This is a genomic window from Microbacterium sp. JB110 (assembly GCF_003335195.1).
GTDB lineage: Bacteria > Actinomycetota > Actinomycetes > Actinomycetales > Microbacteriaceae > Microbacterium.
Map to the genome: position 1 here is coordinate 140,601 of NZ_QPGM01000009.1, position 24,969 is coordinate 165,569.

General features: G+C 66.1%; 36 protein-coding genes. 2 read left to right on the forward strand and 34 right to left on the reverse strand.

Annotation, left to right across the window (positions count from 1 at the left end; translation table 11 throughout):
- Nucleotides 1-93 precede the first annotated feature (93 nt).
- The gene (locus CIK77_RS15150) at nucleotides 94-1,056 is read left to right on the forward strand and encodes an LLM class flavin-dependent oxidoreductase (RefSeq protein WP_087054901.1); all 963 of its coding nucleotides are present in this window, start codon (nucleotides 94-96) and stop codon (nucleotides 1,054-1,056) included.
- Nucleotides 1,057-1,180: 124 nt separating this feature from the next.
- Here the strand turns inward: CIK77_RS15150 and rplQ are convergent, their stop codons facing one another.
- The 30 genes from rplQ to rpsJ all read right to left on the reverse strand — a co-directional run bounded on the left by rplQ (nucleotide 1,181) and on the right by rpsJ (nucleotide 17,447).
- Nucleotides 1,181-1,765: a 50S ribosomal protein L17 gene (rplQ, locus tag CIK77_RS15155; RefSeq protein ID WP_087054900.1), complete on the reverse strand. Its 585-nt coding sequence runs from the start codon at nucleotides 1,763-1,765 to the stop codon at nucleotides 1,181-1,183.
- 38 nt (nucleotides 1,766-1,803) lie between these two features.
- Nucleotides 1,804-2,793 (reverse strand): DNA-directed RNA polymerase subunit alpha, encoded by a 990-nt coding sequence (locus tag CIK77_RS15160; RefSeq protein ID WP_087054899.1) that lies wholly within the window; start codon nucleotides 2,791-2,793, stop codon nucleotides 1,804-1,806.
- A 135-nt stretch (nucleotides 2,794-2,928) separates the two neighbouring features.
- The gene (gene rpsK / locus CIK77_RS15165; protein WP_087054898.1) at nucleotides 2,929-3,327 is read right to left on the reverse strand and encodes a 30S ribosomal protein S11; all 399 of its coding nucleotides are present in this window, start codon (nucleotides 3,325-3,327) and stop codon (nucleotides 2,929-2,931) included.
- 26 nt (nucleotides 3,328-3,353) lie between these two features.
- A complete protein-coding gene (rpsM, locus tag CIK77_RS15170; RefSeq protein ID WP_087054897.1) occupies nucleotides 3,354-3,728 on the reverse strand; it encodes a 30S ribosomal protein S13 in 375 nt (124 codons plus the stop codon).
- A 153-nt stretch (nucleotides 3,729-3,881) separates the two neighbouring features.
- Nucleotides 3,882-3,998, reverse strand: a complete 117-nt coding sequence (rpmJ, locus tag CIK77_RS15175) for a 50S ribosomal protein L36 (protein ID WP_087054896.1) — start codon at nucleotides 3,996-3,998, stop codon at nucleotides 3,882-3,884.
- A gap of 61 nt (nucleotides 3,999-4,059) precedes the next feature.
- The gene (infA, locus tag CIK77_RS15180) at nucleotides 4,060-4,278 is read right to left on the reverse strand and encodes a translation initiation factor IF-1 (RefSeq protein WP_087054895.1); all 219 of its coding nucleotides are present in this window, start codon (nucleotides 4,276-4,278) and stop codon (nucleotides 4,060-4,062) included.
- Between the two features lie 171 nt (nucleotides 4,279-4,449).
- A complete protein-coding gene (locus CIK77_RS15185) occupies nucleotides 4,450-5,130 on the reverse strand; it encodes a DsbA family protein (RefSeq protein ID WP_087054894.1) in 681 nt (226 codons plus the stop codon).
- 31 nt (nucleotides 5,131-5,161) lie between these two features.
- Entirely contained in the window at nucleotides 5,162-5,995 is an 834-nt protein-coding gene (gene map / locus CIK77_RS15190) for a type I methionyl aminopeptidase (RefSeq protein WP_087055070.1), read from the reverse strand.
- Between the two features lie 18 nt (nucleotides 5,996-6,013).
- Nucleotides 6,014-6,604, reverse strand: a complete 591-nt coding sequence (locus tag CIK77_RS15195) for an adenylate kinase (RefSeq protein ID WP_087054893.1) — start codon at nucleotides 6,602-6,604, stop codon at nucleotides 6,014-6,016.
- The gene (gene secY, locus CIK77_RS15200) at nucleotides 6,601-7,926 is read right to left on the reverse strand and encodes a preprotein translocase subunit SecY (protein WP_087054892.1); all 1,326 of its coding nucleotides are present in this window, start codon (nucleotides 7,924-7,926) and stop codon (nucleotides 6,601-6,603) included. The genes CIK77_RS15195 and secY overlap by 4 nt, the downstream gene beginning before the upstream one ends.
- Nucleotides 7,927-8,094: 168 nt before the next feature.
- Nucleotides 8,095-8,559, reverse strand: a complete 465-nt coding sequence (gene rplO / locus CIK77_RS15205) for a 50S ribosomal protein L15 (RefSeq protein WP_087054891.1) — start codon at nucleotides 8,557-8,559, stop codon at nucleotides 8,095-8,097.
- Nucleotides 8,559-8,744 (reverse strand): 50S ribosomal protein L30, encoded by a 186-nt coding sequence (gene rpmD, locus CIK77_RS15210; protein WP_087054890.1) that lies wholly within the window; start codon nucleotides 8,742-8,744, stop codon nucleotides 8,559-8,561. Before rpmD ends, rplO begins: the two co-directional genes overlap by 1 nt.
- The gene (gene rpsE / locus CIK77_RS15215; RefSeq protein ID WP_087054889.1) at nucleotides 8,744-9,439 is read right to left on the reverse strand and encodes a 30S ribosomal protein S5; all 696 of its coding nucleotides are present in this window, start codon (nucleotides 9,437-9,439) and stop codon (nucleotides 8,744-8,746) included. The genes rpmD and rpsE overlap by 1 nt, the downstream gene beginning before the upstream one ends.
- Nucleotides 9,436-9,795, reverse strand: coding sequence for a 50S ribosomal protein L18 (gene rplR, locus CIK77_RS15220; RefSeq protein ID WP_087054888.1), 360 nt, complete (start codon nucleotides 9,793-9,795; stop codon nucleotides 9,436-9,438). Before rplR ends, rpsE begins: the two co-directional genes overlap by 4 nt.
- 2 nt (nucleotides 9,796-9,797) lie before the next feature.
- Complete coding sequence (rplF, locus tag CIK77_RS15225) at nucleotides 9,798-10,334, reverse strand: 50S ribosomal protein L6 (protein WP_087054887.1); 537 nt, start codon at nucleotides 10,332-10,334, stop codon at nucleotides 9,798-9,800.
- A 5-nt stretch (nucleotides 10,335-10,339) separates the two neighbouring features.
- Nucleotides 10,340-10,738 (reverse strand): 30S ribosomal protein S8, encoded by a 399-nt coding sequence (gene rpsH, locus CIK77_RS15230; RefSeq protein WP_087054886.1) that lies wholly within the window; start codon nucleotides 10,736-10,738, stop codon nucleotides 10,340-10,342.
- Nucleotides 10,739-10,827: 89 nt separating this feature from the next.
- Nucleotides 10,828-11,418, reverse strand: coding sequence for a 50S ribosomal protein L5 (gene rplE, locus CIK77_RS15235; protein ID WP_087054885.1), 591 nt, complete (start codon nucleotides 11,416-11,418; stop codon nucleotides 10,828-10,830).
- A 2-nt stretch (nucleotides 11,419-11,420) separates the two neighbouring features.
- Entirely contained in the window at nucleotides 11,421-11,780 is a 360-nt protein-coding gene (rplX, locus tag CIK77_RS15240; protein ID WP_087054884.1) for a 50S ribosomal protein L24, read from the reverse strand.
- 3 nt (nucleotides 11,781-11,783) lie between these two features.
- A complete protein-coding gene (rplN, locus tag CIK77_RS15245) occupies nucleotides 11,784-12,152 on the reverse strand; it encodes a 50S ribosomal protein L14 (RefSeq protein WP_087054883.1) in 369 nt (122 codons plus the stop codon).
- 3 nt (nucleotides 12,153-12,155) lie between these two features.
- Nucleotides 12,156-12,440, reverse strand: a complete 285-nt coding sequence (rpsQ, locus tag CIK77_RS15250; protein ID WP_087054882.1) for a 30S ribosomal protein S17 — start codon at nucleotides 12,438-12,440, stop codon at nucleotides 12,156-12,158.
- Complete coding sequence (gene rpmC / locus CIK77_RS15255) at nucleotides 12,440-12,742, reverse strand: 50S ribosomal protein L29 (protein ID WP_087054881.1); 303 nt, start codon at nucleotides 12,740-12,742, stop codon at nucleotides 12,440-12,442. The genes rpsQ and rpmC overlap by 1 nt, the downstream gene beginning before the upstream one ends.
- Nucleotides 12,742-13,161, reverse strand: coding sequence for a 50S ribosomal protein L16 (gene rplP / locus CIK77_RS15260; protein WP_087054880.1), 420 nt, complete (start codon nucleotides 13,159-13,161; stop codon nucleotides 12,742-12,744). Before rplP ends, rpmC begins: the two co-directional genes overlap by 1 nt.
- A complete protein-coding gene (gene rpsC, locus CIK77_RS15265) occupies nucleotides 13,161-13,931 on the reverse strand; it encodes a 30S ribosomal protein S3 (RefSeq protein ID WP_087054879.1) in 771 nt (256 codons plus the stop codon). The genes rplP and rpsC overlap by 1 nt, the downstream gene beginning before the upstream one ends.
- Nucleotides 13,931-14,329 (reverse strand): 50S ribosomal protein L22, encoded by a 399-nt coding sequence (rplV, locus tag CIK77_RS15270; RefSeq protein WP_087054878.1) that lies wholly within the window; start codon nucleotides 14,327-14,329, stop codon nucleotides 13,931-13,933. Before rplV ends, rpsC begins: the two co-directional genes overlap by 1 nt.
- Nucleotides 14,330-14,353: 24 nt before the next feature.
- On the reverse strand, nucleotides 14,354-14,635 hold the full coding sequence (gene rpsS / locus CIK77_RS15275) for a 30S ribosomal protein S19 (RefSeq protein ID WP_087054877.1): 282 nt from the start codon (nucleotides 14,633-14,635) through the stop codon (nucleotides 14,354-14,356).
- 11 nt (nucleotides 14,636-14,646) lie between these two features.
- Nucleotides 14,647-15,486: a 50S ribosomal protein L2 gene (gene rplB, locus CIK77_RS15280; RefSeq protein WP_087054876.1), complete on the reverse strand. Its 840-nt coding sequence runs from the start codon at nucleotides 15,484-15,486 to the stop codon at nucleotides 14,647-14,649.
- 23 nt (nucleotides 15,487-15,509) lie between these two features.
- Entirely contained in the window at nucleotides 15,510-15,809 is a 300-nt protein-coding gene (rplW, locus tag CIK77_RS15285) for a 50S ribosomal protein L23 (RefSeq protein ID WP_087054875.1), read from the reverse strand.
- Nucleotides 15,806-16,465 carry a 50S ribosomal protein L4 gene (rplD, locus tag CIK77_RS15290; RefSeq protein WP_087054874.1) on the reverse strand — a complete coding sequence of 220 codons (660 nt, stop codon included), beginning with the start codon at nucleotides 16,463-16,465 and terminating at the stop codon, nucleotides 15,806-15,808. The genes rplW and rplD overlap by 4 nt, the downstream gene beginning before the upstream one ends.
- 5 nt (nucleotides 16,466-16,470) lie before the next feature.
- Nucleotides 16,471-17,130 (reverse strand): 50S ribosomal protein L3, encoded by a 660-nt coding sequence (gene rplC / locus CIK77_RS15295; protein WP_087054873.1) that lies wholly within the window; start codon nucleotides 17,128-17,130, stop codon nucleotides 16,471-16,473.
- An 8-nt stretch (nucleotides 17,131-17,138) separates the two neighbouring features.
- The gene (rpsJ, locus tag CIK77_RS15300; protein ID WP_087054872.1) at nucleotides 17,139-17,447 is read right to left on the reverse strand and encodes a 30S ribosomal protein S10; all 309 of its coding nucleotides are present in this window, start codon (nucleotides 17,445-17,447) and stop codon (nucleotides 17,139-17,141) included.
- Between the two features lie 513 nt (nucleotides 17,448-17,960).
- Here rpsJ and CIK77_RS15305 point away from each other — a divergent pair.
- A complete protein-coding gene (locus tag CIK77_RS15305) occupies nucleotides 17,961-19,265 on the forward strand; it encodes a UDP-glucose dehydrogenase family protein (protein ID WP_087054871.1) in 1,305 nt (434 codons plus the stop codon).
- Between the two features lie 268 nt (nucleotides 19,266-19,533).
- On the opposite strand, the gene CIK77_RS15310 is transcribed toward CIK77_RS15305, so the two are convergent.
- The 4 genes from CIK77_RS15310 to rpsG form a co-directional block, all read right to left on the reverse strand.
- Entirely contained in the window at nucleotides 19,534-20,754 is a 1,221-nt protein-coding gene (locus CIK77_RS15310) for an MFS transporter (RefSeq protein ID WP_212647482.1), read from the reverse strand.
- Between the two features lie 182 nt (nucleotides 20,755-20,936).
- Nucleotides 20,937-22,130 carry an elongation factor Tu gene (tuf, locus tag CIK77_RS15315; protein WP_087054870.1) on the reverse strand — a complete coding sequence of 398 codons (1,194 nt, stop codon included), beginning with the start codon at nucleotides 22,128-22,130 and terminating at the stop codon, nucleotides 20,937-20,939.
- A 157-nt stretch (nucleotides 22,131-22,287) separates the two neighbouring features.
- On the reverse strand, nucleotides 22,288-24,402 hold the full coding sequence (fusA, locus tag CIK77_RS15320; RefSeq protein ID WP_087054869.1) for an elongation factor G: 2,115 nt from the start codon (nucleotides 24,400-24,402) through the stop codon (nucleotides 22,288-22,290).
- 94 nt (nucleotides 24,403-24,496) lie between these two features.
- A complete protein-coding gene (rpsG, locus tag CIK77_RS15325; RefSeq protein WP_087054868.1) occupies nucleotides 24,497-24,967 on the reverse strand; it encodes a 30S ribosomal protein S7 in 471 nt (156 codons plus the stop codon).
- Nucleotides 24,968-24,969: the final 2 nt, after the last annotated feature.

Consider the following 24,969-nt stretch of genomic DNA (forward strand, 5'->3'; position numbering starts at 1 on the left):
GGTCGACGTCGGCGCGCCCCCGAACCCACCGCGCTCAGGCAGGAGCGCACCCGCGAGGGTCACAGGGCCCCGCCTCTGGACTACGGTGAGGGCATGAGCGCCGCCGATCTGCCCGATGTGGGCGTCCTGCTGCCCAGAGACCTTCCGATCGAGCAGGTGCTGCCGTTCGCTCGCAGGGCGGAGGAGCTCGGCTTCCGCGAGCTGTGGGTCGTCGAGGACCTCGGCTTCCGCGGCGGCTTCGTTCAGGCGACGGCCGTGCTCGCGGCGACGACGAACATCCGGGTCGGCGTTGGCATCCTCCCCGCGGGCGCCCGAAACATCGCCTTCGCCGCGATGGAGGCCGCGACCCTCACTCAGCTGCATCCAGGGCGCGTGACGATCGGCATCGGACACGGCATGCCCGACTGGATGCGGCAGGTCGATGCGTGGCCCGCACGCCCTCTCGGTCTGCTGCGCGACTGCACCACCGTGTTCCGAGCGCTCCTACGCGGCGAACCCGCCCCGGACACAGCGCACGTGCACGTCGGCGGCACCGTGCTGACCGAGATCCCCGCGACGCCGCCGCCGGTGCTGCTGGGCGTTCGTGGCCCGAAATCGCTCACCGCCGCAGGGGAGGTCTCCGACGGCGTCGTGCTCGCAGAGCCCTCCCCGCCGTCGTACATCGCGGCCGCCATCGACCGGATGGACGACGGCGGCACGGGCCCGCACCAGGTCGTCACCTACGATCTCGCAGCGGTCGCCGACACCGACGCCGCGGCGTGGACGATTGTGCGCCCTGCTCTCGCGCCCTTCGGCGAGCCGGACTGGCGCCCGCACCTGGCGGGTCTCCCCTTCTCCGACGAGCTCGCCGCACTGCGGGCCGGCTGCCGCGATGGTGATGAGTTCGCCGCTTCGCTGCCCGATGCGTGGATCCCTCACCTCGCACTCGCCGGCACATCGGAGCGGGTCAGCGCCGGGCTCACCGCACGCCGCGCGGCCGGCGCATCGACGAGCGTGCTCATACCCGCCGGACCGAGTCCCTTCGCGTCTCTGAGCCGCCTCGCGACCGCGCTCTGAATCAGACGCGACTCGGAGCGGCTTTGGCGCATCACCCCCACCTTCCGCTCGAGGCGGCACCGTTGCGAACGCAGAAGAGGCCCGCACCTATCGGTGCGGGCCTCTTCTGTCGGGTGAGCGGATGTTACTCCGACTTCTCCTCGTCCTTGTCGACGACGGCGTCCTCAGCGGCCTCGGCCGCAGCCTCGCCCTCCTCGGGCGACTCTGCGCCGGCGTCGGCAGCCGGGTCGGCGGTCTCGTCGACGGCGGGGGCCTCGGCCGCAGCCTCGCCCTCCTCGACGACCTCTTCGGCGGGAGTCTCCTCCGCGACAGGCGTCTCAGTCGCGACCGACTTCTTCGCCTTGGGGGTGACGGGCTCGGTGACGAGCTCGATCACGGCCATCGGCGCGTTGTCGCCCTTACGCGGGCCGATCTTCGTGATGCGGGTGTAGCCGCCGTCACGATCGGCGACGAGGGGAGCGATTTCGGTGAACAGGATGTGCGCAGCTTCCTTGTTCCCCAGGATCGACAGCACGCGACGGCGCGCGTGCAGGTCGCCGCGCTTCGCGAACGTGACCAGTCGCTCGGCGACGGGACGCAGGCGCTTGGCCTTCGTCTCTGTGGTCTTGATCGACTTGTGCGTGAACAGCGCCGACGCGAGGTTCGCGAGGAGCAGACGCTCGTGGGCTGCGCCGCCACCGAGGCGGGCACCCTTAGTGGGCTTAGGCATTTTCGATTACTCCAGATGTGGTGAAGGGCGAGGCCGGGTCAGATCTGCTCTTCGTCGTAGCCGCTGTAGAAGTTGGCGCCGTCGAAACCGGGCACCGAATCCTTCAGCGACAGACCGAGCGAGACGAGCTTGTCGCGCACCTCGTCGACGGACTTCTGCCCGAAGTTGCGGATGTTCATGAGCTGCGTCTCCGAGAGAGCGACGAGCTCGCTGACCGTGTTGATGCCTTCGCGCTTGAGGCAGTTGTACGAGCGGACCGACAGATCGAGGTCCTCGATCGGCATGGACAGCTCGTTCGAGAGGACCTCGGCGACCGGTGCGGGACCGATCTCGATGCCCTCGGCCTCCTCGTTCAGCTCGCGGGCGAGGCCGAACAGCTCGACGAGCGTGCGACCGGCCGAGGCGACGGCGTCGCGCGGCGCCATCGACGCCTTGGTCTCCACGTCGACGACGAGCTTGTCGAAGTCAGTGCGCTCACCGGCACGCGTCGCCTCGACGCGGTAGGCGACCTTGGTGACGGGCGAGTAGATCGAGTCGATCGGAACCTGGCCGGCCTCGGCGTACTCGTTGCGGTTCTGCACGGCCGACACGTAGCCGCGGCCGCGCTCGATCGTGAGCTCGAGCTCGAACTTCGCCGTGTCGTTCAGCGTGGCGATGACGAGCTCGGGGTTGTGCACCTCGACGCCGGCCGGAGCGGAGATGTCCGCGGCGGTGACCTCGCCGGCACCCGTCTTGCGCAGGTACGCGGTGATCGGCTCATCCCGCTCGCTCGAGACGACGAGCTGCTTGATGTTGAGGATGATCTCAGTGACATCTTCCTTCACACCGGGGATGGTGCTGAACTCGTGCAGAACGCCATCGATCCGGATGCTCGTGACGGCCGCGCCGGGAATCGACGAGAGCAGACTGCGGCGCAGCGAGTTGCCGATCGTGTACCCGAAGCCGGGCTCCAGGGGCTCGATGACGAACCTGCTGCGGAACTCCGAGACCTTCTCCTCGGTCAGGGTAGGACGCTGTGCAATAAGCACTATGTGTTCCTTTCGATCAAGTGACCGCTATATGACACTTGGTGAATGAGGTATTGAGTTAGCGCAGGCGGAGCGGCGCCCGCGAGAACGAGTGTGCCCCGGAGGCCTCGATGGGCCCCCGGGGTGCACCCGTCATCAGACGCGGCGGCGCTTCGGCGGACGGCAGCCGTTGTGGGCCTGCGGCGTCACGTCCTGAATCGAACCGACCTCGAGGCCTGCAGCCTGCAGCGAGCGGATCGCCGTCTCGCGACCCGATCCGGGCCCCTTCACGAAGACATCGACCTTCTTCACGCCGTGGGCCTGAGCCTCCTTGGCGGCGGTGTCCGCGGCCATGCCTGCGGCGTACGGCGTCGACTTGCGCGAGCCCTTGAAGCCCACGCCGCCCGACGACTTCCAGCTGATGACAGCGCCGGCCGGGTCGGTGATCGAAACGATGGTGTTGTTGAACGTCGACTTGATGTGGGCCTGGCCCAACGCGATGTTCTTCTTTTCCTTGCGGCGCGGCTTGCGCGCGGCGGTCTTGGGGGTAGCCATATCTCTCGTCTCCTACTTATCCGCGCTCAGCGGGCCTTCTTCTTACCGGCGACGGTGCGCTTCGGGCCCTTGCGGGAGCGAGCGTTCGTCTTGGTGCGCTGACCGCGCACAGGAAGACCGCGACGGTGGCGCAGACCCTGGTAGGAGCCGATCTCGACCTTGCGGCGGATATCAGCGGCGACCTCGCGACGGAGGTCACCCTCGACGCGGTAGGTGCCCTCGATGTGGTCACGGAGCGCGATCAGCTGCTCGTCCGTGAGGTCCTTGACTCGAACGTTCTCGTCGATCCCCGTGGCGGTGAGGATCTCGTTCGAGCGAGTACGGCCAACGCCGTAGATGTACGTAAGGGCGATCACCACGCGCTTATCACGCGGGATGTCGACGCCGGCGAGACGTGCCATGCGACTTTCTCCTGTGGTCTGTGGAGGTGTGGAGCAGGATCGGTGCCCGGGCCTCCGACCCGAGGTGTCCCCCGCATTGCGCGGGTTCTGATCCTGCCGTTTCAGATATTGAATTGTGTGATCTGCACGCCCCGGATCATCCGGGGCGCCGAATCAGCCCTGGCGCTGCTTATGGCGCGGGTTGCTCTTGCAGATGACCATCACGCGACCGTTGCGACGGATGACCTTGCAGCTGTCGCAGATCGGCTTGACGGAGGGCTGAACCTTCATGATGTTCCTGTTCGCTGTCTTCGTTCCCCGGAAGCCGGGAGACGTTACTTTCCGATCGGGCTCAGCGGTAGCGGTAGACGATGCGCCCGCGTGTGAGGTCGTAGGGGCTGAGCTCCACGACCACGCGGTCCTCGGGGATGATCCGGATGTAGTTCTGCCGCATCTTCCCCGAGATCGTGGCGAGCACCTTGTGGCCGTTCGACAGCTCCACGCGGAACATCGCGTTCGGCAGCGACTCGGACACTGTGCCCTCGATCTCGATGACACCGTCTTTAGCCATAAACTCGCTATCGCTCAAGCAGACCGATCGGTCTGCGGTGGGTGGGTGGGTGCTCAGCTCTCGACGGGGTCAGAGGACACACCGAAATGAGGCGCAAAGCACCAAGGATCTATGTTAGACGACGCGACCCGGATCGGCAAATGCGACCCAGTGGTGCGTCGTCTCGACACGTCAGTTCAGCTTCGGAAGCAGGTCGACCTCGGGGTCCATCGTGAGGTTGAGGTACTCATCGTTCAGCACCACCGTCGGCGCCGACACACTGCCGGTCGACGGGTTGGGAGGGATCTCCTGAGTGCGAGCCGCGACGAAGTCCGCGTACTCCGTCTCTTCGATGCAGCTCTCGACCGCGTCGGACGCACCGGCTTCCTTCGCGTATCCGATGATCTCGTCGTTGTCGAGGCCCGTCGTGTTCTCGCGCGGCTGGTTGGCGAACAGCGCATCCATGAACGGGTACACGGCATCGGGATTGTCGTCCGCCACGCAGTACATGGCGCTCGCGGCACGAGTCGAGAACTGGGTGCCCTGCGAGTTGGCGTCGAGGATCGCGATGGGGTGAAGGTTCAGCGTGACGTCGCCGTCCTCGACGAGACCGGAGACCGTCTCGCTGAACGAGTCATGGTACTGGCCGCAGAACGGGCACATGAAGTCGACGTACTCATCGAGCACATTCGGCCCGTCGCCGATGGTGATCACGCCGGTCTCCTCGTTCACGACCGCCGCACCCGGCGATTCCGCGAGCGCGAGCGCCTGCCTGTTCATCCACACCGCGACAGCGGCGATCGCCACCACGACCACGACCACCCCTGCGGTGATCCAGATCGCCAGCCAATTGGTCCTGCGGGCAGCTGCCATGAGTTGCTCTTTCGTTCTCGGCGCGGGCGCCTCAGTCGATCGGTACCGGGGTGACCCCAAAGGGTGCCAGACCGTCCGCGCCCCCGTCGGCGGCGGTCAGCACCCAGATGCCTCCATCATGCACGGCGACGCTGTGCTCCCAGTGTGCGCCGGACGAACCGTCGGATGTGACCACGGTCCAGTCGTCGTCCGCGACCAGCACGTGCTCGTCACCGATGACCATCATCGGCTCGACGCACACGCAGAGGCCCGGCTTCACCCGTGCGCCTGGCTGCGGGGTCGCATAGTGGAACAGCGTGGGCGACTCGTGCATCTTGCGGCCGATGCCGTGCCCGACATAGTCCCGCAGGATGCCGAGGGAGCGATCGGTGCCGGGGTGCGGGTTCTCGTCGATGAACTGCTCGATCCGCGCACCCACTTCGCCGAGGCCGCGAGCGGATGCCAGCTCGGCGATTCCCGCCCACATCGACTCACGCGTGATCCTGGACAGCTCCTCGCGCTCGGCGACCAGCTCCGGTCGATCCGGGTCCGGCAGCACGATCGAGATCGCTGAGTCGCCGTTCCAGCCCTCGTCGGTCTCCGCGCCGCAGTCGATCGACACGATGTCACCGGGTTCGAGAATGCGCGCCCCGGGAATACCGTGCACGACCTCCTCGTTCACCGAGACGCAGATGGTGTGGCTGTAGCCGGGCACCAGCTGGAAGTTCGGACGCGCACCCTGCGCACGGATCGACGCCTCGGCCACCTGATCGAGCTCGAGCGTCGTCATGCCGGGACGGATGGCACCGCGAACCGCCTCGAGCGCCTCCCGCGTGATGCGCCCTGGTTCGACCATCCCGCGCAGCTGCGCAGGGGTCTTGTACATCGAGCGGCGGAACACGGGTCAGCTGGCGGGGCGAACGATGCCGCGCGCTGCGAGGGCCGTGCGGATGCGCTCGGTGATCTCGTCGAGCGAGCCGACGCCGTCGATCCGGTCGACGATGCCTCGCCGTTCGTACACGTCGATGATCGGCGCCGTCTCCGACTCGTAGATGTCGAGGCGGTTGGCGATCACGTCTGCCGTGTCGTCGTCGCGCCCCTCCTGCTCCGCGCGCAGCGTGAGGCGCTTCAGGCTCTCATCGCGCGGCACGTCGAGCAGGATCACGGCGTCGAGCTGTTCGCCGCGCTCCGAGAGGAACTCGTCGAGGTGCCCGACCTGAGTCGTGTTGCGCGGGTAGCCGTCGAGCAGGAAGCCATCGGCCGCGTCGTCCTCGCGGAGCCGATCGCGCACGATCTCGCCCGTGAGCTCATCCGGAACGAGGTCGCCCGCCGCGGTGATGGACTTCACCTTCTGGCCGAGCTCGGTGTCGTTCTTGATGTTCTCGCGGAAGATGTCGCCGGTCGAGACGACGGGGACGCCGTACTCGTCGGCGATCACCGCGCCCTGCGTGCCCTTGCCGGACCCCTGCGGTCCGACGATGAGAAGCCTGCTCATCGAAGAAGCCCTTCATAGTGGCGCTGCTGCAGCTGCGCGTCGATCTGCTTCACCGTCTCGAGGCCGACACCCACCATGATGAGGATCGAGGCGCCGCCGAACGGGAAGTTCTGGTTCGCCTGCACTGTGGCGAGGGCGATCAGCGGAATCAGCGCGACGAGGCCGAGATAGATCGAGCCGGGCAGCGTGATGCGGGTGATCACGTAGTCGAGGTACTCCGCGGTGGGGCGCCCTGCCCTGATTCCTGGGATGAACCCGCCGTACTTCTTCATGTTGTCGGCGACCTCGACGGGGTTGAAGGTGATCGCGACGTAGAAGTAGGTGAATCCGATGATCAGCAGGAAGTACAGCGCCATGTACGCCGGGTGGTCGCCTGAGACGAGATAGCTGTTGATCCAGCTGACCCACGCCGGCACGTTGCCGTCGGCGTCCGGGGTCGCATTGAACTGCGCGATCAGCGACGGGATGTACAGCAGCGACGAGGCGAAGATGACCGGGATGACGCCGGCCATGTTCACCTTGATCGGGATGTAGGTGTTCGTGCCGCCGTAGGTGCGACGGCCGACCATGCGCTTGGCGTACTGCACAGGAACGCGCCGCTGCGACTGCTCGACGAACACGACGGCGCAGATGATGACGACGCCGATGGCGATGACGAGCAGGAAGAACTCGAAGCCGCGCGCCTGCCAGATGCCCCACAGCGCGGACGGGAACGTCGCAGCGATCGATGTGAAGATCAGCAGGGACATGCCGTTGCCGACACCGCGCTCGGTGGTGAGCTCGGCGAACCACATGATCAGGCCGGTTCCGGCGGTCATCGCGATGATGATGAGCAGCTGTGCCCACCAGACGTCATTGGTGAGCACCTGCGTGCATTCGGTGACGTCGTTGACGCCGAACAGCTGGCCCGTCCTCGCCGTGGTGACGAGGGTCGTCGACTGCAGCACCGACAGCGCGATCGTGAGGTAGCGCGTGTACTGGGTGAGCTTGGCCTGACCGGCCTGCCCCTCCTTGTGCAGCGCCTCGAAGTGAGGGATGACGACGCGCAGCAGCTGGGTGATGATCGTCGCGGTGATGTAGGGCATCACGCCGAGTGCGAAGATCGACAGCTGCAGCAGAGCGCCGCCTGAGAAGAGATTGACCAGGGAGAGCAGGCCGTCGGTCCCGGATGTCTCGGCAACGCAGGTCTGCACATTGACGAAGTTGACGAACGGGGCCGGCACGTGCGCACCGAGACGGTAGAGCACGATGATGCCGAGGGTGAAACCGATCTTCCGACGCAGGTCGGGCGTACGGAAGATTCGCGCGATGGCGCTGAACAAAGGGGAGCCTCCCTGGGGAACACAGTTGTGCGGTGGCGCAACCTGGACCAGCCTAACGCACGAGGAAGCCTCTCAGGATCTGAGCTGCATCCGCCTGCGCTTCGTCGATTGATCGAGGGGTACGCAAGAGGGGTCGAGGGCCGCAACGGCCCCCGACCCCTCAGAGCGTCAGTTGATGCTGCCGCCCGCGGCGACGATCTTCTGCTCGGCAGATGCCGAGACCTTATCGACCGTCACGTTGAGCGCGACGGTGATGTCGCCGTCGCCGAGGACCTTGACGAGCTGGTTCTTGCGAACCGCGCCCTTTGCGACAAGGTCGTCACGGCTGACGTCGCCGCCCGACGGGTACAGCTCCGCGAGCTTGGCCAGGTTGACCACCTGGTACTCGGTGCGGAACGGGTTCTTGAACCCGCGCAGCTTCGGAGTGCGCATGTGCAGCGGCATCTGGCCACCCTCGAAGCCCACGCGCACCGTGTTGCGTGCCCGCGTGCCCTTGGTACCACGACCTGCGGTCTTGCCCTTCGATGCCTCACCGCGACCCTTGCGGGTCTTCGCGGCGTGGGCGCCGGGAACCGGGCGCAGGTGATGCACCTTGAGAACGCCTGGGCGCTTCTCTTCGCTGTTCTCAGCCATTAGTTGATCTCCTCGACGTTCACGAGGTGAGCAACAGCCTTGACGTAACCGCGCGTCTGCGCGTCGTCCGGACGAACGACGGAGTCGCCGATCCGCTTGAGGCCGAGGCTGCGCAGCGTGTCACGCTGGTTCTGCTTCTCGCTCACCCTGGACTTGATCTGCGTCACCTTCAGACGCTCGGCCATCACGCACCTGCCTTCTCGGCGGCGGCAGCGGCGGCCTTCGCCTCGTTACGGATGATGATTCCCGGCACGACCTGGTCGTACTCGAGACCACGACGCGCGGCAACTGCACGCGGCTCCTCGAGCCCCTTCAGCGCCGCGACGGTCGCGCCCACGATGTTGATCGTGTTCGACGAACCGAGCGACTTCGAGAGCACGTCGTGAATGCCTGCGCACTCGAGCACGGCGCGCACCGGACCACCGGCGATGACACCGGTACCGGCCGCGGCCGGACGGAGCAGCACGACGCCTGCGGCGGCCTCACCCTGGATCGGGTGGGGGATCGTGTTGCCGACACGGGGCACGCGGAAGAAGTTGCGCTTGGCTTCCTCGACACCCTTCGAGATCGCCAGTGGCACTTCGCGCGCCTTGCCGTAGCCGACGCCGACCAGGCCGTTGCCGTCGCCCACGACCACGAGGGCCGTGAAGCTGAAGCGGCGACCGCCCTTGACGACCTTCGACACGCGGTTGATCGTGACGACACGCTCCAGGAAGTTGCTGTCGTTGCCGCGGCCACCGCGGTCGTTGCCGCGCTTCTCGCCACGACCGCCACGACGCTGCTGGCGCTCTTCGCGCGGCTGCTCGCCTGCGCCCTGTTCTGGGGCGGCGGCCTGAGCGGCTGCTTCGGTGGTCACTTCGGTCTCCTTGTTGTCACTCACAGGTTCAGCCCTCCTTCGCGGGCGCCCTCGGCGATCGCGGCAACACGACCGGCGTAGCGGTTTCCGCCGCGGTCGAATACCGCGTCGGTGATGCCAGCGGCCTTCGCACGCTCGGCGACGAGTTCGCCGACCTTACGTGCCTTGGCGGTTTTGTCGCTCTCAGCGGCACGAAGGTCGGTCTCGAGCGTCGACGCGCTGGCGACGGTGTGACCGGCGCCATCGTCGATGAGCTGCACAAAAACGTGGCGCGAGGACCGGGTCACGACCAGGCGCGGACGCTCCTCGGTGCCGACGACCTTCTTGCGAAGGCGAGCGTGGCGGCGCTTGCGCGCGACGGACTTCGACTTCACAGCCATGGTTACTTACCAGCCTTTCCGGCCTTGCGGCGGATCTGCTCGCCGGCGTACCGCACACCCTTGCCCTTGTAGGGCTCAGGCTTACGGATCTTGCGGATGTTCGCGGCGGCCTCGCCGACAGCCTGCTTGTCGATTCCGGTGACCGTGAGCTTGTTGTTGCCCTCGACCTGGAACGTGATGCCTGCAGGCGGCTCGACGAGTACGGGGTGCGAGAAGCCGAGGGCGAACTCGACGCTCTGGCCCTTCTGCTGCACGCGGTAACCCGTGCCGACGACCTCGAGGCTCTTGGAGTAACCCGTGGTGACGCCGATGATGTTGTTGTTGATGAGGGTACGGGTCAGGCCGTGCAGGGCACGCGACTCGCGCTCGTCGTCGGGGCGGGTGACGAGAACCTGGTTCTCCTCGACCTTGGCCTCGATCGGCGCGGCCACGCGGGCAGCGAGCTCGCCCTTCGGGCCCTTGACTGCAACCTGGTCCCCGTCGATCGTCACGGTGACGCCGGCGGGGATGTCGATGGGAAGACGTCCAATACGCGACATTTAGATCACCACACGTAAGCGAGGACTTCCCCGCCTACGCCCTTCTGCTCGGCCTGGCGGTTCGTGAGAAGCCCAGACGAGGTGGACAGGATGGCAACGCCGAGGCCGCCGAGCACCGTGGGCAGCTCAGTCGACTTCGCGTACACGCGCAGGCCGGGCTTCGACACGCGCTTGATACCGGCGATCGAGCGCTCGCGCTTCGGGCCGTACTTCAGCGTGAGCGTGAGGTTCTTGCCGACGCGCGCGTCGGACTCCTCGTAGCCCGAGATGAAACCCTCCACCTGGAGGAGGTCAGCGATCCGCGTCTTCAGCTTGCTCGACGGCAGAGTCACGGAGTCGTGGTGCGCCGAGTTCGCGTTGCGCAGACGGGTCAGCATGTCTGCGACCGGGTCTGTCATTGTCATGATGTGTTTCCTTTGCTCATGAGGTTTCGGCTGCCGTTACACGACAGACGACCTTCTATGAAGGGGCCCGCCCAAGTGGGCGGACCCGATCAGGCTTCCTGCGTCGCCTTGTTCACGAAGGGGAAGCCGAGGTGACGCAGAAGTGCGCGTCCCTCGTCGTCCGACTTCGCGCTGGTGACGACGGTGATGTCGAAGCCGCGGACGCGGTCGATCTTATCCTGGTCGATCTCGTGGAAGATCGACTGCTCCTGAACGCCGAACGTGTAGTTCCCGTTGCCGTCGAACTGCTTCTCCGACAGGCCACGGAAGTCGCGGATGCGCGGCAGCGCCAGCGAGATGAGCCGGTCGAGGAACTCCCACGCGCGGTCACCGCGAAGGGTGACGTGCGCGCCGATGGCCTGGCCCTCGCGGAGCTTGAACTGGGCGATCGACTTCTTCGCCTTCGAGACATACGGCTTCTGGCCGGTGATCGCGGTGAGATCGTTGATCGCACCCTCGATCACCTTGCTGTCGCGCGCAGCCTCACCGACGCCGGTGTTCACGACGACCTTGACCAGGCCCGGAATCTGCATGACGTTCTCGTAGCCGAACTCGTCGTGCAGCTTCTGACGGATGTCGTCGCGGTAAACCGACTTCAGCCGCGGCTGGATTTTGCCAGCCTGCGTAGCGTTGTCACTCATTCTCAGATGTCCTTACCCGACTTCTTCGCGTAACGAACGCGAACAGTCTTCTTGACGCCGTCCTTGACCTGCTCCTCGAGGCGGAAGCCGACACGGGTCGGCTTCTTCGTCTCGGGATCGACGACCGCAACGTTCGACACGTGCACGGGGGCTTCGAGCGTCTCGATGCCACCGGTCTTCGTGCCGCGCTGGGTCTGGCCGACGCGCGTGTGCTTGGTGATGTAGTTGACGCCCTCGACGACGACGCGGTTGCCGCCTTCGATGACCTCGAGCACCTTGCCCTGCTTGCCGCGGTCGCCGCCGCGGTCCTGCTTGGCACCGGTGATGACCTCTACGAGGTCACCCTTCTTGATCTTCGCCATGAGTTACAGCACCTCCGGGGCGAGCGAGACGATCTTCATGAACCGACGGTCGCGCAGCTCACGGCCGACCGGCCCGAAGATACGGGTGCCGCGGGGCTCCGCGTCGTTCTTCAGGATCACGGCGGCGTTCTCGTCGAACTTGATGTAGGAGCCGTCAGCGCGACGGGTCTCCTTGACGGCACGGACGACGACGGCCTTGACCACGTCGCCCTTCTTGACGTTGCCGCCGGGGATCGCGTCCTTGACGGTGGCGACGATGGTGTCACCCACGCCCGCGTAGCGGCGGCTGGAGCCGCCGAGCACGCGGATGGTGAGCAGCTCCTTGGCGCCGGAGTTGTCTGCGACCTTGAGGCGGGATTCGTTCTGGATCATCTCTTACTTCGCCTTCTCGAGGATCTCGACCAGGCGCCAGCGCTTCGAGGCGCTGACCGGACGGGTCTCGTGGATCTCAACGAGGTCGCCGATGCCGGCGGAGTTCTGCTCGTCGTGAGCCTTCAGCTTGCTGGAGCGACGGATGACCTTGCCGTAGAGGGGGTGCTTCACGCGGTCCTCGACCTCGACGACGATGGTCTTCTCCATCTTGTCGCTCACAACGTAGCCGCGAATAGACTTGCGGTAGCCGCGCTCGACGGTCTCCTCTGTCTTGTTCTCAGTGGCCATCAGTCAGCCTCTCCTTCGGCCGGGGCGTCCTCGGCCTTTTTGGACTTCTTCTTCGCCGCCTTCTTCTCGGCCGGGGCCGGGGTGGCGCGGATCCCGAGCTCGCGCTCGCGGATCACGGTGTAGAGGCGCGCGATGTCGCGCTTGACGGCGCGGATGCGACCGTGAGCGTCCAGCTGGCCGGTGGCCGACTGGAAGCGGAGGTTGAACAGCTCCTCCTTGGCCTTGCGCAGTTCCTCGACGAGGCGCTGGTCCTCGTACGTGTCGAGCTCGGAAACAGCGAGCTCCTTAGTGCCGACGGCCATTACGCGTCGCCCTCCTCGCGAGTGATGATGCGTGCCTTGAGAGGCAGCTTGTGCATGGCACGGGTCAGGGCCTCGCGAGCAAGCTGCTCGCTGACACCGGCGACCTCGAAGAGGACGCGACCCGGCTTGACGTTGGCGACCCACCACTCCGGCGAACCCTTACCGGAGCCCATGCGGACCTCGGCAGGCTTCTTGGTGAGCGGACGGTCGGGGTAGATGTTGATCCACACCTTGCCGCCGCGCTTAATGTGACGCGTCATGGCGATACGAGCCGCCTCGATCTGACGGTTCGTCACGTACGCGGGCGTGAGCGCCTGGATGCCGTAGTCACCGAAGGTGACCTTGGTGCCGCCGGTCGCCTGGCCCGAACGCTTCGGGTGGTGCTGCTTGCGGTACTTGACCTTGCGTGGGATAAGCATCAGGCCGACGCTCCTTCCGGTGCCTTCTGCGCGGGCGCGTCGTTCTGGCCACGGCGCGGTGCGCCACCGCGGCGAGCACCGCCGCGATCGCGTGCCGGCTTCTGGTTGGCCTGCTCGCGCGCGAGCTCCTTGTTGGTGAGGTCGCCGTTGTAGATCCAGACCTTCACGCCGATGCGGCCGAAGGTGGTCTTCGCCTCGTAGAAGCCGTAGTCGATGTTCGCGCGCAGCGTGTGCAGCGGCACACGACCCTCGCGGTAGAACTCGCTGCGGCTCATCTCAGCGCCGCCGAGACGGCCGGAGACCTGGATCCGGATGCCCTTGGCACCGGCGCGCTGGGCGCCCTGCAGACCCTTGCGCATCGCGCGACGGAACGCCACGCGAGCAGCAAGCTGCTCTGCGACGCCCTGCGCGACGAGCTGAGCGTCTGCCTCGGGGTTCTTCACCTCGAGGATGTTCAGCTGGATCTGCTTGCCGGTCAGCTTCTCGAGCTCACCGCGGATGCGCTCGGCCTCCGCGCCGCGACGACCGATCACGATGCCGGGGCGGGCCGTGTGGATGTCGATCCGGACCCGGTCCTTCGTGCGCTCGATCTCGATACGGCTGACGCCGGCCCGATCGAGCGACTTCTGCAGCATCTCGCGGATCCTGATGTCTTCGGCCACGTAGTCGGCGTACCGCTGGCCCGGCTTCGTCGAGTCAGAGAACCAGCGCGAGACGTGGTCCGTCGTGACACCGAGGCGGAAGCCGTAAGGGTTGATCTTCTGGCCCATTACTTGCTCGCCTTCTTGTCGCTGCCGGCGGTCGCGGACTCCGCGATCTCCGGCGTCGAGAGCACGACCGTGATGTGGCTCGTGCGCTTCTTGATCTGGTCGGCACGACCCTGCGCACGGGGGCGGAAACGCTTCAGCGTCGTGCCCTCGTCCACGATGGCGTTCTTCACGAACAGATCCTGAGTGTCGAGGTACTCGCCGTCCTTCTCAGCCTTCACCTGCGCGTTGGCCATGGCCGATTCCACAAGCTTGTAGATCGGCTCGCTGGCGCTCTGCGCGGCGAACTTCAGGATGGCGAGGGCTTCCTCGGCCTGCTTGCCCTTGATGAGCGCAACAACACGACGAGCCTTCTGAGGGGTCACGCGGATGTGTCGCACGCGTGCGATGGACTCCACCATTTCTTCTCCTCTTGCGTCGCCGGGTTAGCGGCGACGGCCCTTCTTGTCGTCCTTCACGTGGCCGCGGAAGGTGCGGGTGGGCGCGAACTCGCCCAGCTTGTGGCCGACCATGGACTCCGACACGAACACGGGGATGTGCTTGCGTCCGTCGTGCACGGCGATCGTGTGCCCCAGCATGGCGGGGACGATCATCGAGCGACGCGACCAGGTCTTGATGACGTTCTTCGCGCCCGATTCGTTCTGCGAGACAACCTTGCGAAGCAGGTGCTCGTCGACGAAGGGGCCCTTCTTCAGACTGCGTGGCATCTTCTTGACTCCTACTTACGCTTCTTGCCTGCAGTACGGCGACGCACGATGAGCTTGTCGCTTTCCTTGTTGGCGTGACGGGTACGGCCCTCTGCCTGGCCCCACGGCGAAACGGGGTGACGACCACCGGATGTGCGGCCCTCACCACCACCGTGCGGGTGGTCGACCGGGTTCATGACGACACCGCGAACTGTCGGGCGGATGCCCTTCCAGCGATTGCGGCCTGCCTTGCCCCAGTTGATGTTCGACTGCTCGGCGTTGCCGACCTCGCCGATCGTGGCACGGCAGCGCGCGTCGACGTTGCGGACCTCGCCCGAGGGCAGGCGCAGCTGGGCGTAGGGGCCGTCCTTCGCCACGAGGCGAACGGCGGCGCCGGCCGAACGCGCCATCTTCGCGCCGCCACCTGGACGGAGCTCGATGGCGTGCACGACGGTACCCGTCGGGATGTTGCGCAGCGGCAGGTTGTTGCCCGGCTTGATGTCGGCGTTCGGACCCGACTCGACGACGTCGCCCTGCTTCAGCTTGTTCGGCGCGAGGATGTAGCGCTTCGTGCCGTCGAAGAAGTGAAGCAGCGCGATGCGTGCCGTGCGGTTGGGGTCGTACTCGATGTGAGCGACCTTGGCGTTGATGCCGTCCTTGTCGTTGCGACGGAAGTCGATCACGCGGTACTGGCGCTTGTGGCCACCACCGATGTGACGCGTCGTGATGCGGCCCTGGTTGTTGCGGCCGCCCGTCTTGGGCAGCGGACGAAGCAGCGATTTCTCCGGCGTGGACCGGGTGATCTCCGCGAAGTCAGCCACCGAGGAGCCGCGACGACCCGGGGTCGTGGGCTTGTGGTTGCGAATAGCCATAGTTGTTCAGATCCTTCCGGCTATCAGGCGACTGCCGTGAAGATGTCGATGGTGCCCGACTTGAGCGAGACAATCGCGCGCTTGGTGTCCTTGCGCTTGCCTGTGCCGAAGCGGGTGCGGCGGGACTTGCCGACACGGTTGATCGTGTTCACCGAGGCGACCTTGACGTCGAAGATCTTCTCGATCGCGAGCTTGATCTCCGTCTTGTTCGCATTCGGGTCGACGATGAAGGTGTACTTGCCCTCGTCGATGAGCCCGTAGCTCTTCTCCGACACCACCGGCTTCAGGATGATGTCACGCGGGTCCTTGTTGATCGCGGTCATGCCGAGACCTCCTCTGCGGCGCCGACCTTGAGCGCGAGGAACGCATCGATGGCGGCCTTGGTGAAGACGATGTCGTCCGAGACGATCACGTCGTAGGCGTTGACCTGATCCGGCGTCACGATGTGGACGCTCGGCAGGTTGCGCACGCTCAGGAAGCTGAAGTCGTCGGTGCGGTCGAGCACGACGAGGACGCGCTTGCCCGGGGCAGTGGCGGAGATGTAGCCGGCAGCGGCCTTGGTCGAGGGCGCCTCGAAGCCGAACGCGTCGACGACGTGGATGCGCTCCCCGCGCAGACGGTCGCTGAGCGCGCCGGCGAGGGCGGCCGAGACCATCTTCTTCGGTGTGCGCTGCGAGTAGTCGCGCGGCTTCGGGCCGTGCACGATGCCACCGCCGCGGTGCTCGGGCTGGCGGATCGAGCCCTGACGAGCGCGACCGGTGCCCTTCTGGCGGAACGGCTTCGCACCGGTGCCCGAGACCTCACCGCGACGCTTGGTCGAGTGGGTGCCCTGGCGCGCCGCAGCCTGCTGCGCGACGACGACCTGGTGGATCAGCGGAATGTTCGTCTTGACGTCGAACACCTCGGCGGGCAGGTCGACGGAGCCGACCTTCTTGCCGTCAGTGTCGCGGACGTCGAGAGCGAGAGTCGAGTCAGCCATCTAACTCAGGCCCCCTTCACAGCGTTGCGGACGTACACGGCGCGGCCGCGCGGGCCGGGGACGGCGCCCTTGACGAGCAACAGACCCTTCTCGGCGTCGACGGAGTGCACCGTGAGGTTGAGGACGGTCACACGCTCGTGGCCCATACGGCCAGCCATGCGCATGCCCTTGAACACGCGGCCAGGAGTCGCCGCGCCACCGATGGAGCCGGGCTTGCGGTGGTTGCGGTGCTGGCCGTGCGAGGCGCCGACACCTGAGAAGTTGTGACGCTTCATGACACCGGCGGTGCCCTTGCCCTTGCTCGTCCCGACGACGTCGACCAGCTGGCCGGTCTCGAAGACTCCGTCGGCCGTGAGCTCCTGACCGAGTGTGTACTCGGCAGCGTCAGCGGTGCGGATCTCCGTGAGGCGGCGACGCGGCGTGACACCGGCGGCCTCGAAGTGGGCAGTGAGGGGCTTGGTGACCTTGCGCGGGTCGATCGCGCCTGCAGCGATCTGGATGGCGTTGTAGCCGTCCTTCTCCGGCGTGCGGACCTGGGTCACGACGTTCGGAGCAACCTCGATCACCGTGACGGGGATGAGCTTGCCGTCTTCGTTCCAGACCTGGGTCATGCCGACCTTGGTGCCGAGCAGACCCTTCGAAGTCTTTGTGTTGATATCAGCCATGTCGAACCTCAGAGCTTGATCTCGATGTTGACGTCAGCCGGGAGGTCGAGACGCATGAGCGAGTCGACGGCCTTCGGCGTCGGGTCGACGATGTCGATGAGACGCTTGTGCGTGCGCATCTCAAAGTGCTCGCGGCTGTCCTTGTACTTGTGGGGCGAACGAATGACCGCCACCACGTTCTTCTCGGTAGGAAGGGGCACCGGGCCCACGACCTGGGCGCCTGCCCGCGTGACCGTGTCAACGATCTTGCGCGCCGAGGAGTCGAGACCGGCGTGGTCATACGACTTCAGGCGAATGCGGATCTTCTGTCCCGCCATGTTCACTCTCTTTCTCGCGTCGTACCTCGAGGGCATTGGACGCACATCGGCACACGGTTCGCATGCCTGGCACGTGCCGCGCTGTACGCGTTCGCACCACTGTTCTGCTGTCAGCCGGACGCTGTACAGCGCCCTACCGCTTCCTGGGCACGACTCATCGCGCTCGAAAGTGGTTGTGGATCGTCCTGCTGCCCGCGGCCTAGACTCGTCACGCGGTTCAGAAGAACCCACGCCGCCTATGCACTGCCCTGGCAGTGATCCTGCGCCGGCACCGAAGTGGGCACAAGAATGTCGAACCTGTTTATTCTGCCATCGATCCGGGGTTTCCTGCAACCCGGGCGTGTCGCGCTGTGCGCCCCGTAATCATGCGGGTCTCGCCTGTCGCGCACCGCGACATCCTGGCCCCTGATCCCACGTCACAGTCGACGGACCGATCAGCCTGCCATGACCCCGTATCGTTGTCGGAGGTGAGTCGCCCGCGCGGGCGCCCGCGCAGGACATGAGGGAGAACGGATGCGAGTTTCGGTCATCGGATGCGGCTCCTTGGGTGCCGTGCACGCAGCAGCCATGGCATCGCTCGGGCACGACGTCGTCGGAATCGATGTGGACGAGGCCAAGGTGGCGAAGCTCACAGCCGGAGAGGCGCCGTTCTTCGAACCGGGACTCACTGAGACGCTGCAGGCGGGTCTCGCATCCGGTCGCCTGCGCTTCTCCACCGACTACGCCGACATCGCCGATGCGGTCGTGCACTTCATCGGCGTCGGCACTCCGCAGAGCCGCGACGGCGACGGTGCCGACCTGACATACGTCGATGCCGCAATGGCCTCGCTGAGGCCCCATCTGCGCCACGGCATGCTCGTCGCCGGCAAGTCGACCGTTCCGGTGGGAACGGCGGCGCGCCTCGCAGGCGAGATCGCCGACACCGGAGCGCGCCTGGCGTGGAACCCCGAGTTCCTGCGTGAGGGCTACGCGGTGAAGGACACCGTCGACCCCGACCGCCTGGTCTACGGCGTCGCCGACGCCACGCACGACGAGGACGTCGCGCTGCTCGACGAGGTGTACGCATCGATCATCGAGCGCAGCACTCCGCGAATCGTCACCGACTACGCGACGGCAGAGCTGGTGAAGGTCTCCGCGAACGCGTTCCTCGCCACCAAGATCTCGTTCATCAACGCGATGGCGGAGATCGCCGAGACCACGGGCGCCGACGTGACCACGCTCGCCGACGCGATCGGGCACGACACCAGGATCGGCCGCAAGTTCCTCAACGCCGGCGTCGGGTTCGGCGGAGGCTGCCTCCCCAAGGACATCAGGGCGTTCACCGCCCGCGCCGAGGAGATCGGCAACGGCGAGTCGGTCGCCTTCCTGAAGCAGGTCGATCAGATCAACCTGCGCCGCAGGCAGCGCCTCGTCGACATCGTCACGGAGTCCTTCGACGGCGACGCGACCGACCGCAGAATCGCGGTGCTCGGGCTGGCGTTCAAGCCGGACAGCGATGACATCCGCGACTCCCCCGCGCTCGAAGTCGCCGCCCGGCTGCACGAGCTCGGCGCCGACGTCGTCGCCTACGACCCCGAAGCGATCCCGAACGCGTCACGGACGCATCCGCAGCTCGGCTACGCCGACTCGCTCGCGTCCGCGCTGACCGGGGCGGAGGCCGTCGTACTCGTCACGGAATGGCGTCAGTTCCGCAACCTCGACCCCGAGCAGACCGCCGAGCTCGTCGCCCGCCGCTCGATCTTCGATGGCCGCAACGTCCTCGACCCCGCCGAGTGGCGCTCCGCCGGCTGGACCTACCGAGCCCTGGGCCGCGCCTGATTCGCGCCTGAGCGCGCACAGCGCGGCGTTGTCGTCGTCGGCGCATGAGGATGCGCCTTCCTCCTCCGCCTTGCGCTGCACGCGCTCAGGCGCGAATCGCGTCGCGCCGGGTCATCCTCTCAGTCGTGGGGTGCCGCGCCAGGGCTGCCGAGATGCGCACTTCTCGTCGAGATGCGCCGGTTTTGACGCCCGGATGTCGAAAAAGTGCGCATCTCGCGATGCTTGCGTCTGCGGTTTCGCGGTGTCCCGATGGAGCACGCGCGTCGGTCTAGAACGCCGGCGGTGCTGTGCGGGCTCGGCGGCGCAGGCCGGTGAGGCGGAGCCCGTAGACGACAGCGGCGACCAGGCAGAACGCCGCCGTCACCGCCAGCCCCATGGTGAAGCTCGTGCCTGCCGCGATGAAGCCGACGGCAAGGGATCCGAGCCCCGTCCCGGTGTCGAACCCGATGTTCCAGATCGTGCTCGCGACGTCGCGGAGCCGATTCGGCACCACGGCGAACGACACGACGAGCGTGAGGTTCTGCAGCGCGCCGTACGCGGCCCCTGTGAGCACCATGCCGCCGACGAGCGCGACGGGGCTGCGATCCGGTGCGGCCACGGCCCACGCCGCCACGACGAGCCCGACGGCGCCGATGATCAGCAGCGGTGCGATGAACCGATGGGGGCCGAACTGATCGGCGAGACCGCCGGCAAGCCATCGCGTGAAGGCCGCGACGCCGGTGAAGGCGAAGAGCCCGACGACGACGGTGACCGCCGCGTATCCGAACTGGGGTGCGAAGGAGATGATCGCGCCGCCCGGCGTGGTGATGGCGAGCAGCACGAGCGCCGGAACTGCCAGCGAGAGAAGGACCCGCCCCCTCCCGATCGCTTCCGCGGCGCCTGCGCCTTCCTCGACCGCGTCGTCGCCTCTGTGTATGCGGGCGCCGAGCAGCGCGGCGAACGGCACAGCGAGCACCGGCAGGCATCCGAGCGCGAACACGATGCGGAAGTCGACGGATTCGGCGATCCACGCCGACACCGGCAGCAGGAAGAACTGGGGCACGGCGATCGACAGCCCGTAGGCCCCGATCGCGCGACCGCGGTGGGATTCCGGCACGAGGTGTGCCACGGCGCTCGCCCCGCACACGGTGAGCACGGCGAATCCGGCACCGCGCACCGCGGAGAGCGCCAGGATCCCCCAGAGCGCATCCGTGAGGATGAACAGCGCCGACGGCGCCCCGAGCAGCAGCATCCCTGCGATCATCGTGCCGCGCCACCCGATCGTGCGCAGCGCCCACGGCACGGTCGTCTGCACGAGAACCGTTGCCAGCATCAGCACAGCGTTGACGAGCCCCGCGCCGGCTTCGTCCGCGCCACTGCTCCGTGCCCACAGCGGAGCCGTCGGCAGCAGCATCGCGTACCCGGCGAACCCGAGCGCCGACATCGCCAGCAGCGCCCGCATGCCGGGCGCGCGCCACACCGACTCTGACCGCCCCAACGACTCTCGCATCCTCCCCATTCTCGCGGATCCCGCGCACCCGACTGCCGAGATGCGCACTCCTCGTCGAAATGCGCCGGTTCTGACGTCCGGATGTCGAAAAGGTGCGCATCTCGCGGGCATCGCTTCACGGCGCCATGGCATGCGAAAAGGGCCCGAGCGTGATGCTCGGGCCCTTCTCAGCAATCAGATGATTACTTGATGATGCTGGTCACCGTGCCGGCGCCGACGGTGCGGCCACCCTCACGGATCGCGAAGCCGAGACCGTCCTCCATGGCGATCGGCTGGATCAGCTCGACCGTCATGTCAGTGGTGTCGCCCGGCATGACCATCTCGGTGCCCTCGGGCAGCGTGATGACGCCCGTGACGTCCGTGGTGCGGAAGTAGAACTGCGGGCGGTAGTTCGTGTAGAACGGGTTGTGACGGCCGCCCTCGTCCTTCGAGAGGATGTAGGCGGTGCCGGTGAAGTTGGTGTGCGGCGTAACCGAACCCGGCTTCACGACGACCTGGCCGCGCTCGACGTCCTCACGCTTCAGACCGCGAAGCAGCAGACCACAGTTCTCGCCTGCCCATGCCTCGTCGAGCTGCTTGTGGAACATCTCGATACCCGTGACCGTGGTCTTCTGGGTGTTGCGGATGCCGACGATCTCGATCTCGGAGTTGATCTTGAGGGTGCCGCGCTCGGCGCGACCGGTGACGACCGTGCCACGACCGGTGATCGTGAAGACGTCCTCGATCGGCATCAGGAACGGCTTGTCGCGGTCACGAACCGGGTCGGGGATCGAGCTGTCGACGGCTTCCATGAGCTCGACGATCGAGTTGACCCACTTCTCCTCGCCCTGAAGCGCCTGGTAGCCCGAGACCTTGATGACGGGTGCGTTGTCACCGTCGAAGTCCTGCGACGACAGCAGCTCGCGAACCTCGAGCTCGACGAGCTCCAGGATCTCCTCGTCATCGACCATGTCGCACTTGTTCAGGGCGACGAGCAGGTAGGGAACGCCGACCTGCTTGGCGAGAAGGACGTGCTCACGCGTCTGAGCCATCGGACCATCAGTCGCAGCGACCACGAGGATCGCGCCGTCCATCTGGGCGGCACCCGTGATCATGTTCTTGATGTAGTCAGCGTGACCCGGGGCGTCGACGTGCGCGTAGTGACGCTGCGGGGTCTCGTACTCGACGTGCGAGATGTTGATCGTGATGCCGCGCTGGCGCTCCTCAGGAGCAGAGTCGATCGAGCCGAAGTCGCGCAGCACGTTGACATTCGACGGGAACTTCTCCGCAAGCACCTTCGAGATCGCGGCAGTCAGCGTCGTCTTGCCGTGGTCGACGTGCCCGATCGTACCGATGTTGACGTGCGGCTTGGTCCGCTCGAACTTGGCCTTAGCCACTATGTCCTCCTAGGACGGTCGAGTAACAGCACCGGGCACCGGATTGCGACCGGCCTGCTACATGGGTGATTTCAGTCTAATAGACAGTCAGTGTGAAGTTTTCGCGGGTGGGCCGTCATACGAACGGCCCACCCGTTGGCCAAAGGGGCTGGCGAGTCTACTCGCCCTTGCCCTTCTGGATGATCTCGTCGGCGACAGCCTTCGGAACCTCGGCGTAGCTGTGGAACTCCATCGAGTAGACCGCACGGCCCGAGGTCTTCGAGCGCAGATCGCCGATGTAGCCGAACATGCTCGAGAGGGGGACGAGGGCCGAGACGACCTTGACGCCCTGGCCGTCCTCCATCGACTGCACCTGACCGCGACGCGAGTTCAGGTCGCCGATGACGTCGCCCATGTACTCCTCAGGAGTACGCACCTCGACCGCCATGAGCGGCTCGAGCAGCACGGGGCCCGCCTTCTGGATGGCCTCCTTGAAGCCCATCGAGCCGGCGATCTTGAACGCCATCTCCGAGGAGTCGACGTCGTGCGACTGGCCGTCGTTCAGCGTCGCCTTCACGCCCACCATGGGGTAGCCGGCGAGGATGCCGACGTTCATGGCGTCCTGGAAGCCGGCGTCGATCGACGGGATGTACTCACGCGGGATGCGACCGCCGGTGACGGAGTTCACGAACTCGTAGATCTTGTCGCCCTCAACCTCGAGCGGCTCGATCTTGAACTGGATCTTCGCGAACTGGCCGGAACCACCGGTCTGCTTCTTGTGCGTGTAGTCATGGCGGTCGACGGCCTTGCGGATCGTCTCGCGGTACGCCACCTGGGGCTTGCCGACGTTCGCCTCGACGCGGAACTCGCGCTTGATGCGATCGACGATGATGTCGAGGTGCAGCTCGCCCATGCCCTTGACCGTGGTCTGACCGGTCTCGGCGTTGTTCTCGACGCGGAACGTCGGGTCCTCTTCCGCCATCTTCTGGATGGCGACGCCGAGCTTCTCCTGGTCGGCCTTGGTCTTCGGCTCGATGGCGACCTCGATCACCGGCTCAGGGAACGTCATCGACTCGAGCACGACCTGCGAGTTCGGGTCGCTCAGGGTGTCACCTGTCGTGGTGTCCTTGAGCCCGATGACCGCGTAGATGTGGCCAGCGGTGACCGACTCGACCGGGTTCTCCTTGTTGGCGTGCATCTGGAAGATCTTCCCGATGCGCTCCTTCTTGCCCTTGGTCGAGTTGATGATCTGCGCACCCGAGTCGAGATGACCGGAGTACACGCGCACATACGTCAGGCGACCGAAGAACGGGTGCGAGACGACCTTGAATGCGAGGGCGGCGAAGGGCTCTTCGGCGTCGGAGTGACGCTCGATGATCTTCTCCTCGTCCTTCGGGTCGTGCGCCTCGATGGCCGGCACGTCGAGCGGGCCAGGCAGGAAGTCGACGACTGCGTCGAGCATCGGCTGAACGCCGCGGTTCTTGAATGCCGAACCGCACAGCACCGGGTACGCGTCGCCCGCGATCGTGAGCTTGCGGATACCCGCCTTCAGCTCATCGACCGTGAGGTCCTCGCCGCCGAAGTACTTCTCCATCAGCTCGTCGTCCGTCTCAGCGACGGCCTCGATCAGCTTCTGGCGGTACTCCTCGGCCTTGACCTGCAGGTCTGCGGGGATCTCCTGCGTCTCGTACGCGGCGCCCATGGTCACATCGCCCTTGGCGTCACCGTGCCACACGAGAGCCTTCATGTGCAGCAGGTCGACGACGCCGACGAAGTCGCTCTCGCTGCCGATCGGCAGCTGCATCACAAGCGGGGTGGCCTTCAGCTTGTTGATGATGGTGTCGACCGTGAAGTAGAAGTCGGCGCCCAGCTTGTCCATCTTGTTGACGAAGCAGATGCGGGGCACGTTGTACTTGTCGGCCTGACGCCAGACCGTCTCCGACTGCGGCTCCACGCCCTCCTTGCCGTCGAAGACGGCAACAGCACCGTCGAGGACGCGGAGCGAACGCTCCACCTCGACGGTGAAGTCGACGTGACCCGGGGTGTCGATGATGTTGATCTGGTTGTCGTCCCAGAAGCAGGTCACGGCGGCAGACGTGATCGTGATGCCGCGCTCCTGCTCCTGCTCCATCCAGTCAGTCGTCGCGCCACCGTCGTGGGTCTCGCCGATCTTGTGGTTCACACCCGTGTAGTACAGGATGCGCTCGGTCGTCGTCGTCTTGCCGGCATCGATGTGCGCCATGATGCCGATGTTGCGGACCTTCTTGAGGTCGGTGAGCACGTCTTGTGCCACGGGCGTGTCCTTACGTGTAGGAGGGCTGAAAATTTCCAGACGGGTTCCGGATGACCGGTGGCTCCGATCATCCGGAACCTGCGTGAACAGCTGGTTACCAGCGGTAGTGCGCGAAGGCGCGGTTCGACTCGGCCATCTTGTGGGTGTCCTCGCGGCGCTTGACCGCGGCACCCAGGCCGTTCGAGGCGTCGAGGATCTCGTTCATGAGACGCTCGGTCATCGTCTTCTCACGACGGCCCTTCGCGTAGCTCACGAGCCAGCGCAGCGCGAGAGTGTTCGCGCGGTGCGGCTTGACCTCGACCGGCACCTGGTAGGTCGAACCGCCGACGCGGCGGCTGCGGACCTCAAGCGTCGGGCGAACGTTGTCGAGCGCCTTCTTGAGCGTGGGAACAGCGTCCTGACCGCTCTTGGCCTCGACGCCCTGCAGCGCGCCGTACACGATCGACTCGGCGAGCGACTTCTTGCCGTCGACGAGGATCTTGTTGACGAGCTGCGTGACGATCGGAGCGCCGTAGACCGGGTCGTTGACGACCGGACGCTTCGGAGCGGGTCCCTTACGTGGCATAG

Bases quoted from the DNA above. Each gene is read 5' to 3' on its own strand.
- CIK77_RS15150 (WP_087054901.1), top strand. From the start codon at position 94: ATGAGCGCCGCCGATCTGCCCGATGTGGGCGTCCTGCTGCCCAGAGAC.
- rplQ (WP_087054900.1), bottom strand. From the start codon at position 1,765: ATGCCTAAGCCCACTAAGGGTGCCCGCCTCGGTGGCGGCGCAGCCCAC.
- rpsK (WP_087054898.1), bottom strand. From the start codon at position 3,327: ATGGCTACCCCCAAGACCGCCGCGCGCAAGCCGCGCCGCAAGGAAAAG.
- rpsM (WP_087054897.1), bottom strand. From the start codon at position 3,728: ATGGCACGTCTCGCCGGCGTCGACATCCCGCGTGATAAGCGCGTGGTG.
- rpmJ (WP_087054896.1), bottom strand. From the start codon at position 3,998: ATGAAGGTTCAGCCCTCCGTCAAGCCGATCTGCGACAGCTGCAAGGTC.
- infA (WP_087054895.1), bottom strand. From the start codon at position 4,278: ATGGCTAAAGACGGTGTCATCGAGATCGAGGGCACAGTGTCCGAGTCG.
- CIK77_RS15185 (WP_087054894.1), bottom strand. From the start codon at position 5,130: ATGGCAGCTGCCCGCAGGACCAATTGGCTGGCGATCTGGATCACCGCA.
- map (WP_087055070.1), bottom strand. From the start codon at position 5,995: ATGTACAAGACCCCTGCGCAGCTGCGCGGGATGGTCGAACCAGGGCGC.
- CIK77_RS15195 (WP_087054893.1), bottom strand. From the start codon at position 6,604: ATGAGCAGGCTTCTCATCGTCGGACCGCAGGGGTCCGGCAAGGGCACG.
- rplO (WP_087054891.1), bottom strand. From the start codon at position 8,559: ATGGCTGAGAACAGCGAAGAGAAGCGCCCAGGCGTTCTCAAGGTGCAT.
- rpmD (WP_087054890.1), bottom strand. From the start codon at position 8,744: ATGGCCGAGCGTCTGAAGGTGACGCAGATCAAGTCCAGGGTGAGCGAG.
- rplR (WP_087054888.1), bottom strand. From the start codon at position 9,795: ATGGCTGTGAAGTCGAAGTCCGTCGCGCGCAAGCGCCGCCACGCTCGC.
- rplF (WP_087054887.1), bottom strand. From the start codon at position 10,334: ATGTCGCGTATTGGACGTCTTCCCATCGACATCCCCGCCGGCGTCACC.
- rpsH (WP_087054886.1), bottom strand. From the start codon at position 10,738: ATGACAATGACAGACCCGGTCGCAGACATGCTGACCCGTCTGCGCAAC.
- rplE (WP_087054885.1), bottom strand. From the start codon at position 11,418: ATGAGTGACAACGCTACGCAGGCTGGCAAAATCCAGCCGCGGCTGAAG.
- rplX (WP_087054884.1), bottom strand. From the start codon at position 11,780: ATGGCGAAGATCAAGAAGGGTGACCTCGTAGAGGTCATCACCGGTGCC.
- rplN (WP_087054883.1), bottom strand. From the start codon at position 12,152: ATGATCCAGAACGAATCCCGCCTCAAGGTCGCAGACAACTCCGGCGCC.
- rpsQ (WP_087054882.1), bottom strand. From the start codon at position 12,440: ATGGCCACTGAGAACAAGACAGAGGAGACCGTCGAGCGCGGCTACCGC.
- rpmC (WP_087054881.1), bottom strand. From the start codon at position 12,742: ATGGCCGTCGGCACTAAGGAGCTCGCTGTTTCCGAGCTCGACACGTAC.
- rplP (WP_087054880.1), bottom strand. From the start codon at position 13,161: ATGCTTATCCCACGCAAGGTCAAGTACCGCAAGCAGCACCACCCGAAG.
- rpsC (WP_087054879.1), bottom strand. From the start codon at position 13,931: ATGGGCCAGAAGATCAACCCTTACGGCTTCCGCCTCGGTGTCACGACG.
- rplV (WP_087054878.1), bottom strand. From the start codon at position 14,329: ATGGTGGAGTCCATCGCACGCGTGCGACACATCCGCGTGACCCCTCAG.
- rpsS (WP_087054877.1), bottom strand. From the start codon at position 14,635: ATGCCACGCAGTCTGAAGAAGGGCCCCTTCGTCGACGAGCACCTGCTT.
- rplB (WP_087054876.1), bottom strand. From the start codon at position 15,486: ATGGCTATTCGCAACCACAAGCCCACGACCCCGGGTCGTCGCGGCTCC.
- rplW (WP_087054875.1), bottom strand. From the start codon at position 15,809: ATGACCGCGATCAACAAGGACCCGCGTGACATCATCCTGAAGCCGGTG.
- rplD (WP_087054874.1), bottom strand. From the start codon at position 16,465: ATGGCTGACTCGACTCTCGCTCTCGACGTCCGCGACACTGACGGCAAG.
- rplC (WP_087054873.1), bottom strand. From the start codon at position 17,130: ATGGCTGATATCAACACAAAGACTTCGAAGGGTCTGCTCGGCACCAAG.
- rpsJ (WP_087054872.1), bottom strand. From the start codon at position 17,447: ATGGCGGGACAGAAGATCCGCATTCGCCTGAAGTCGTATGACCACGCC.
- CIK77_RS15305 (WP_087054871.1), top strand. From the start codon at position 17,961: ATGCGAGTTTCGGTCATCGGATGCGGCTCCTTGGGTGCCGTGCACGCA.
- CIK77_RS15310 (WP_212647482.1), bottom strand. From the start codon at position 20,754: ATGCGAGAGTCGTTGGGGCGGTCAGAGTCGGTGTGGCGCGCGCCCGGC.
- rpsG (WP_087054868.1), bottom strand. From the start codon at position 24,967: ATGCCACGTAAGGGACCCGCTCCGAAGCGTCCGGTCGTCAACGACCCG.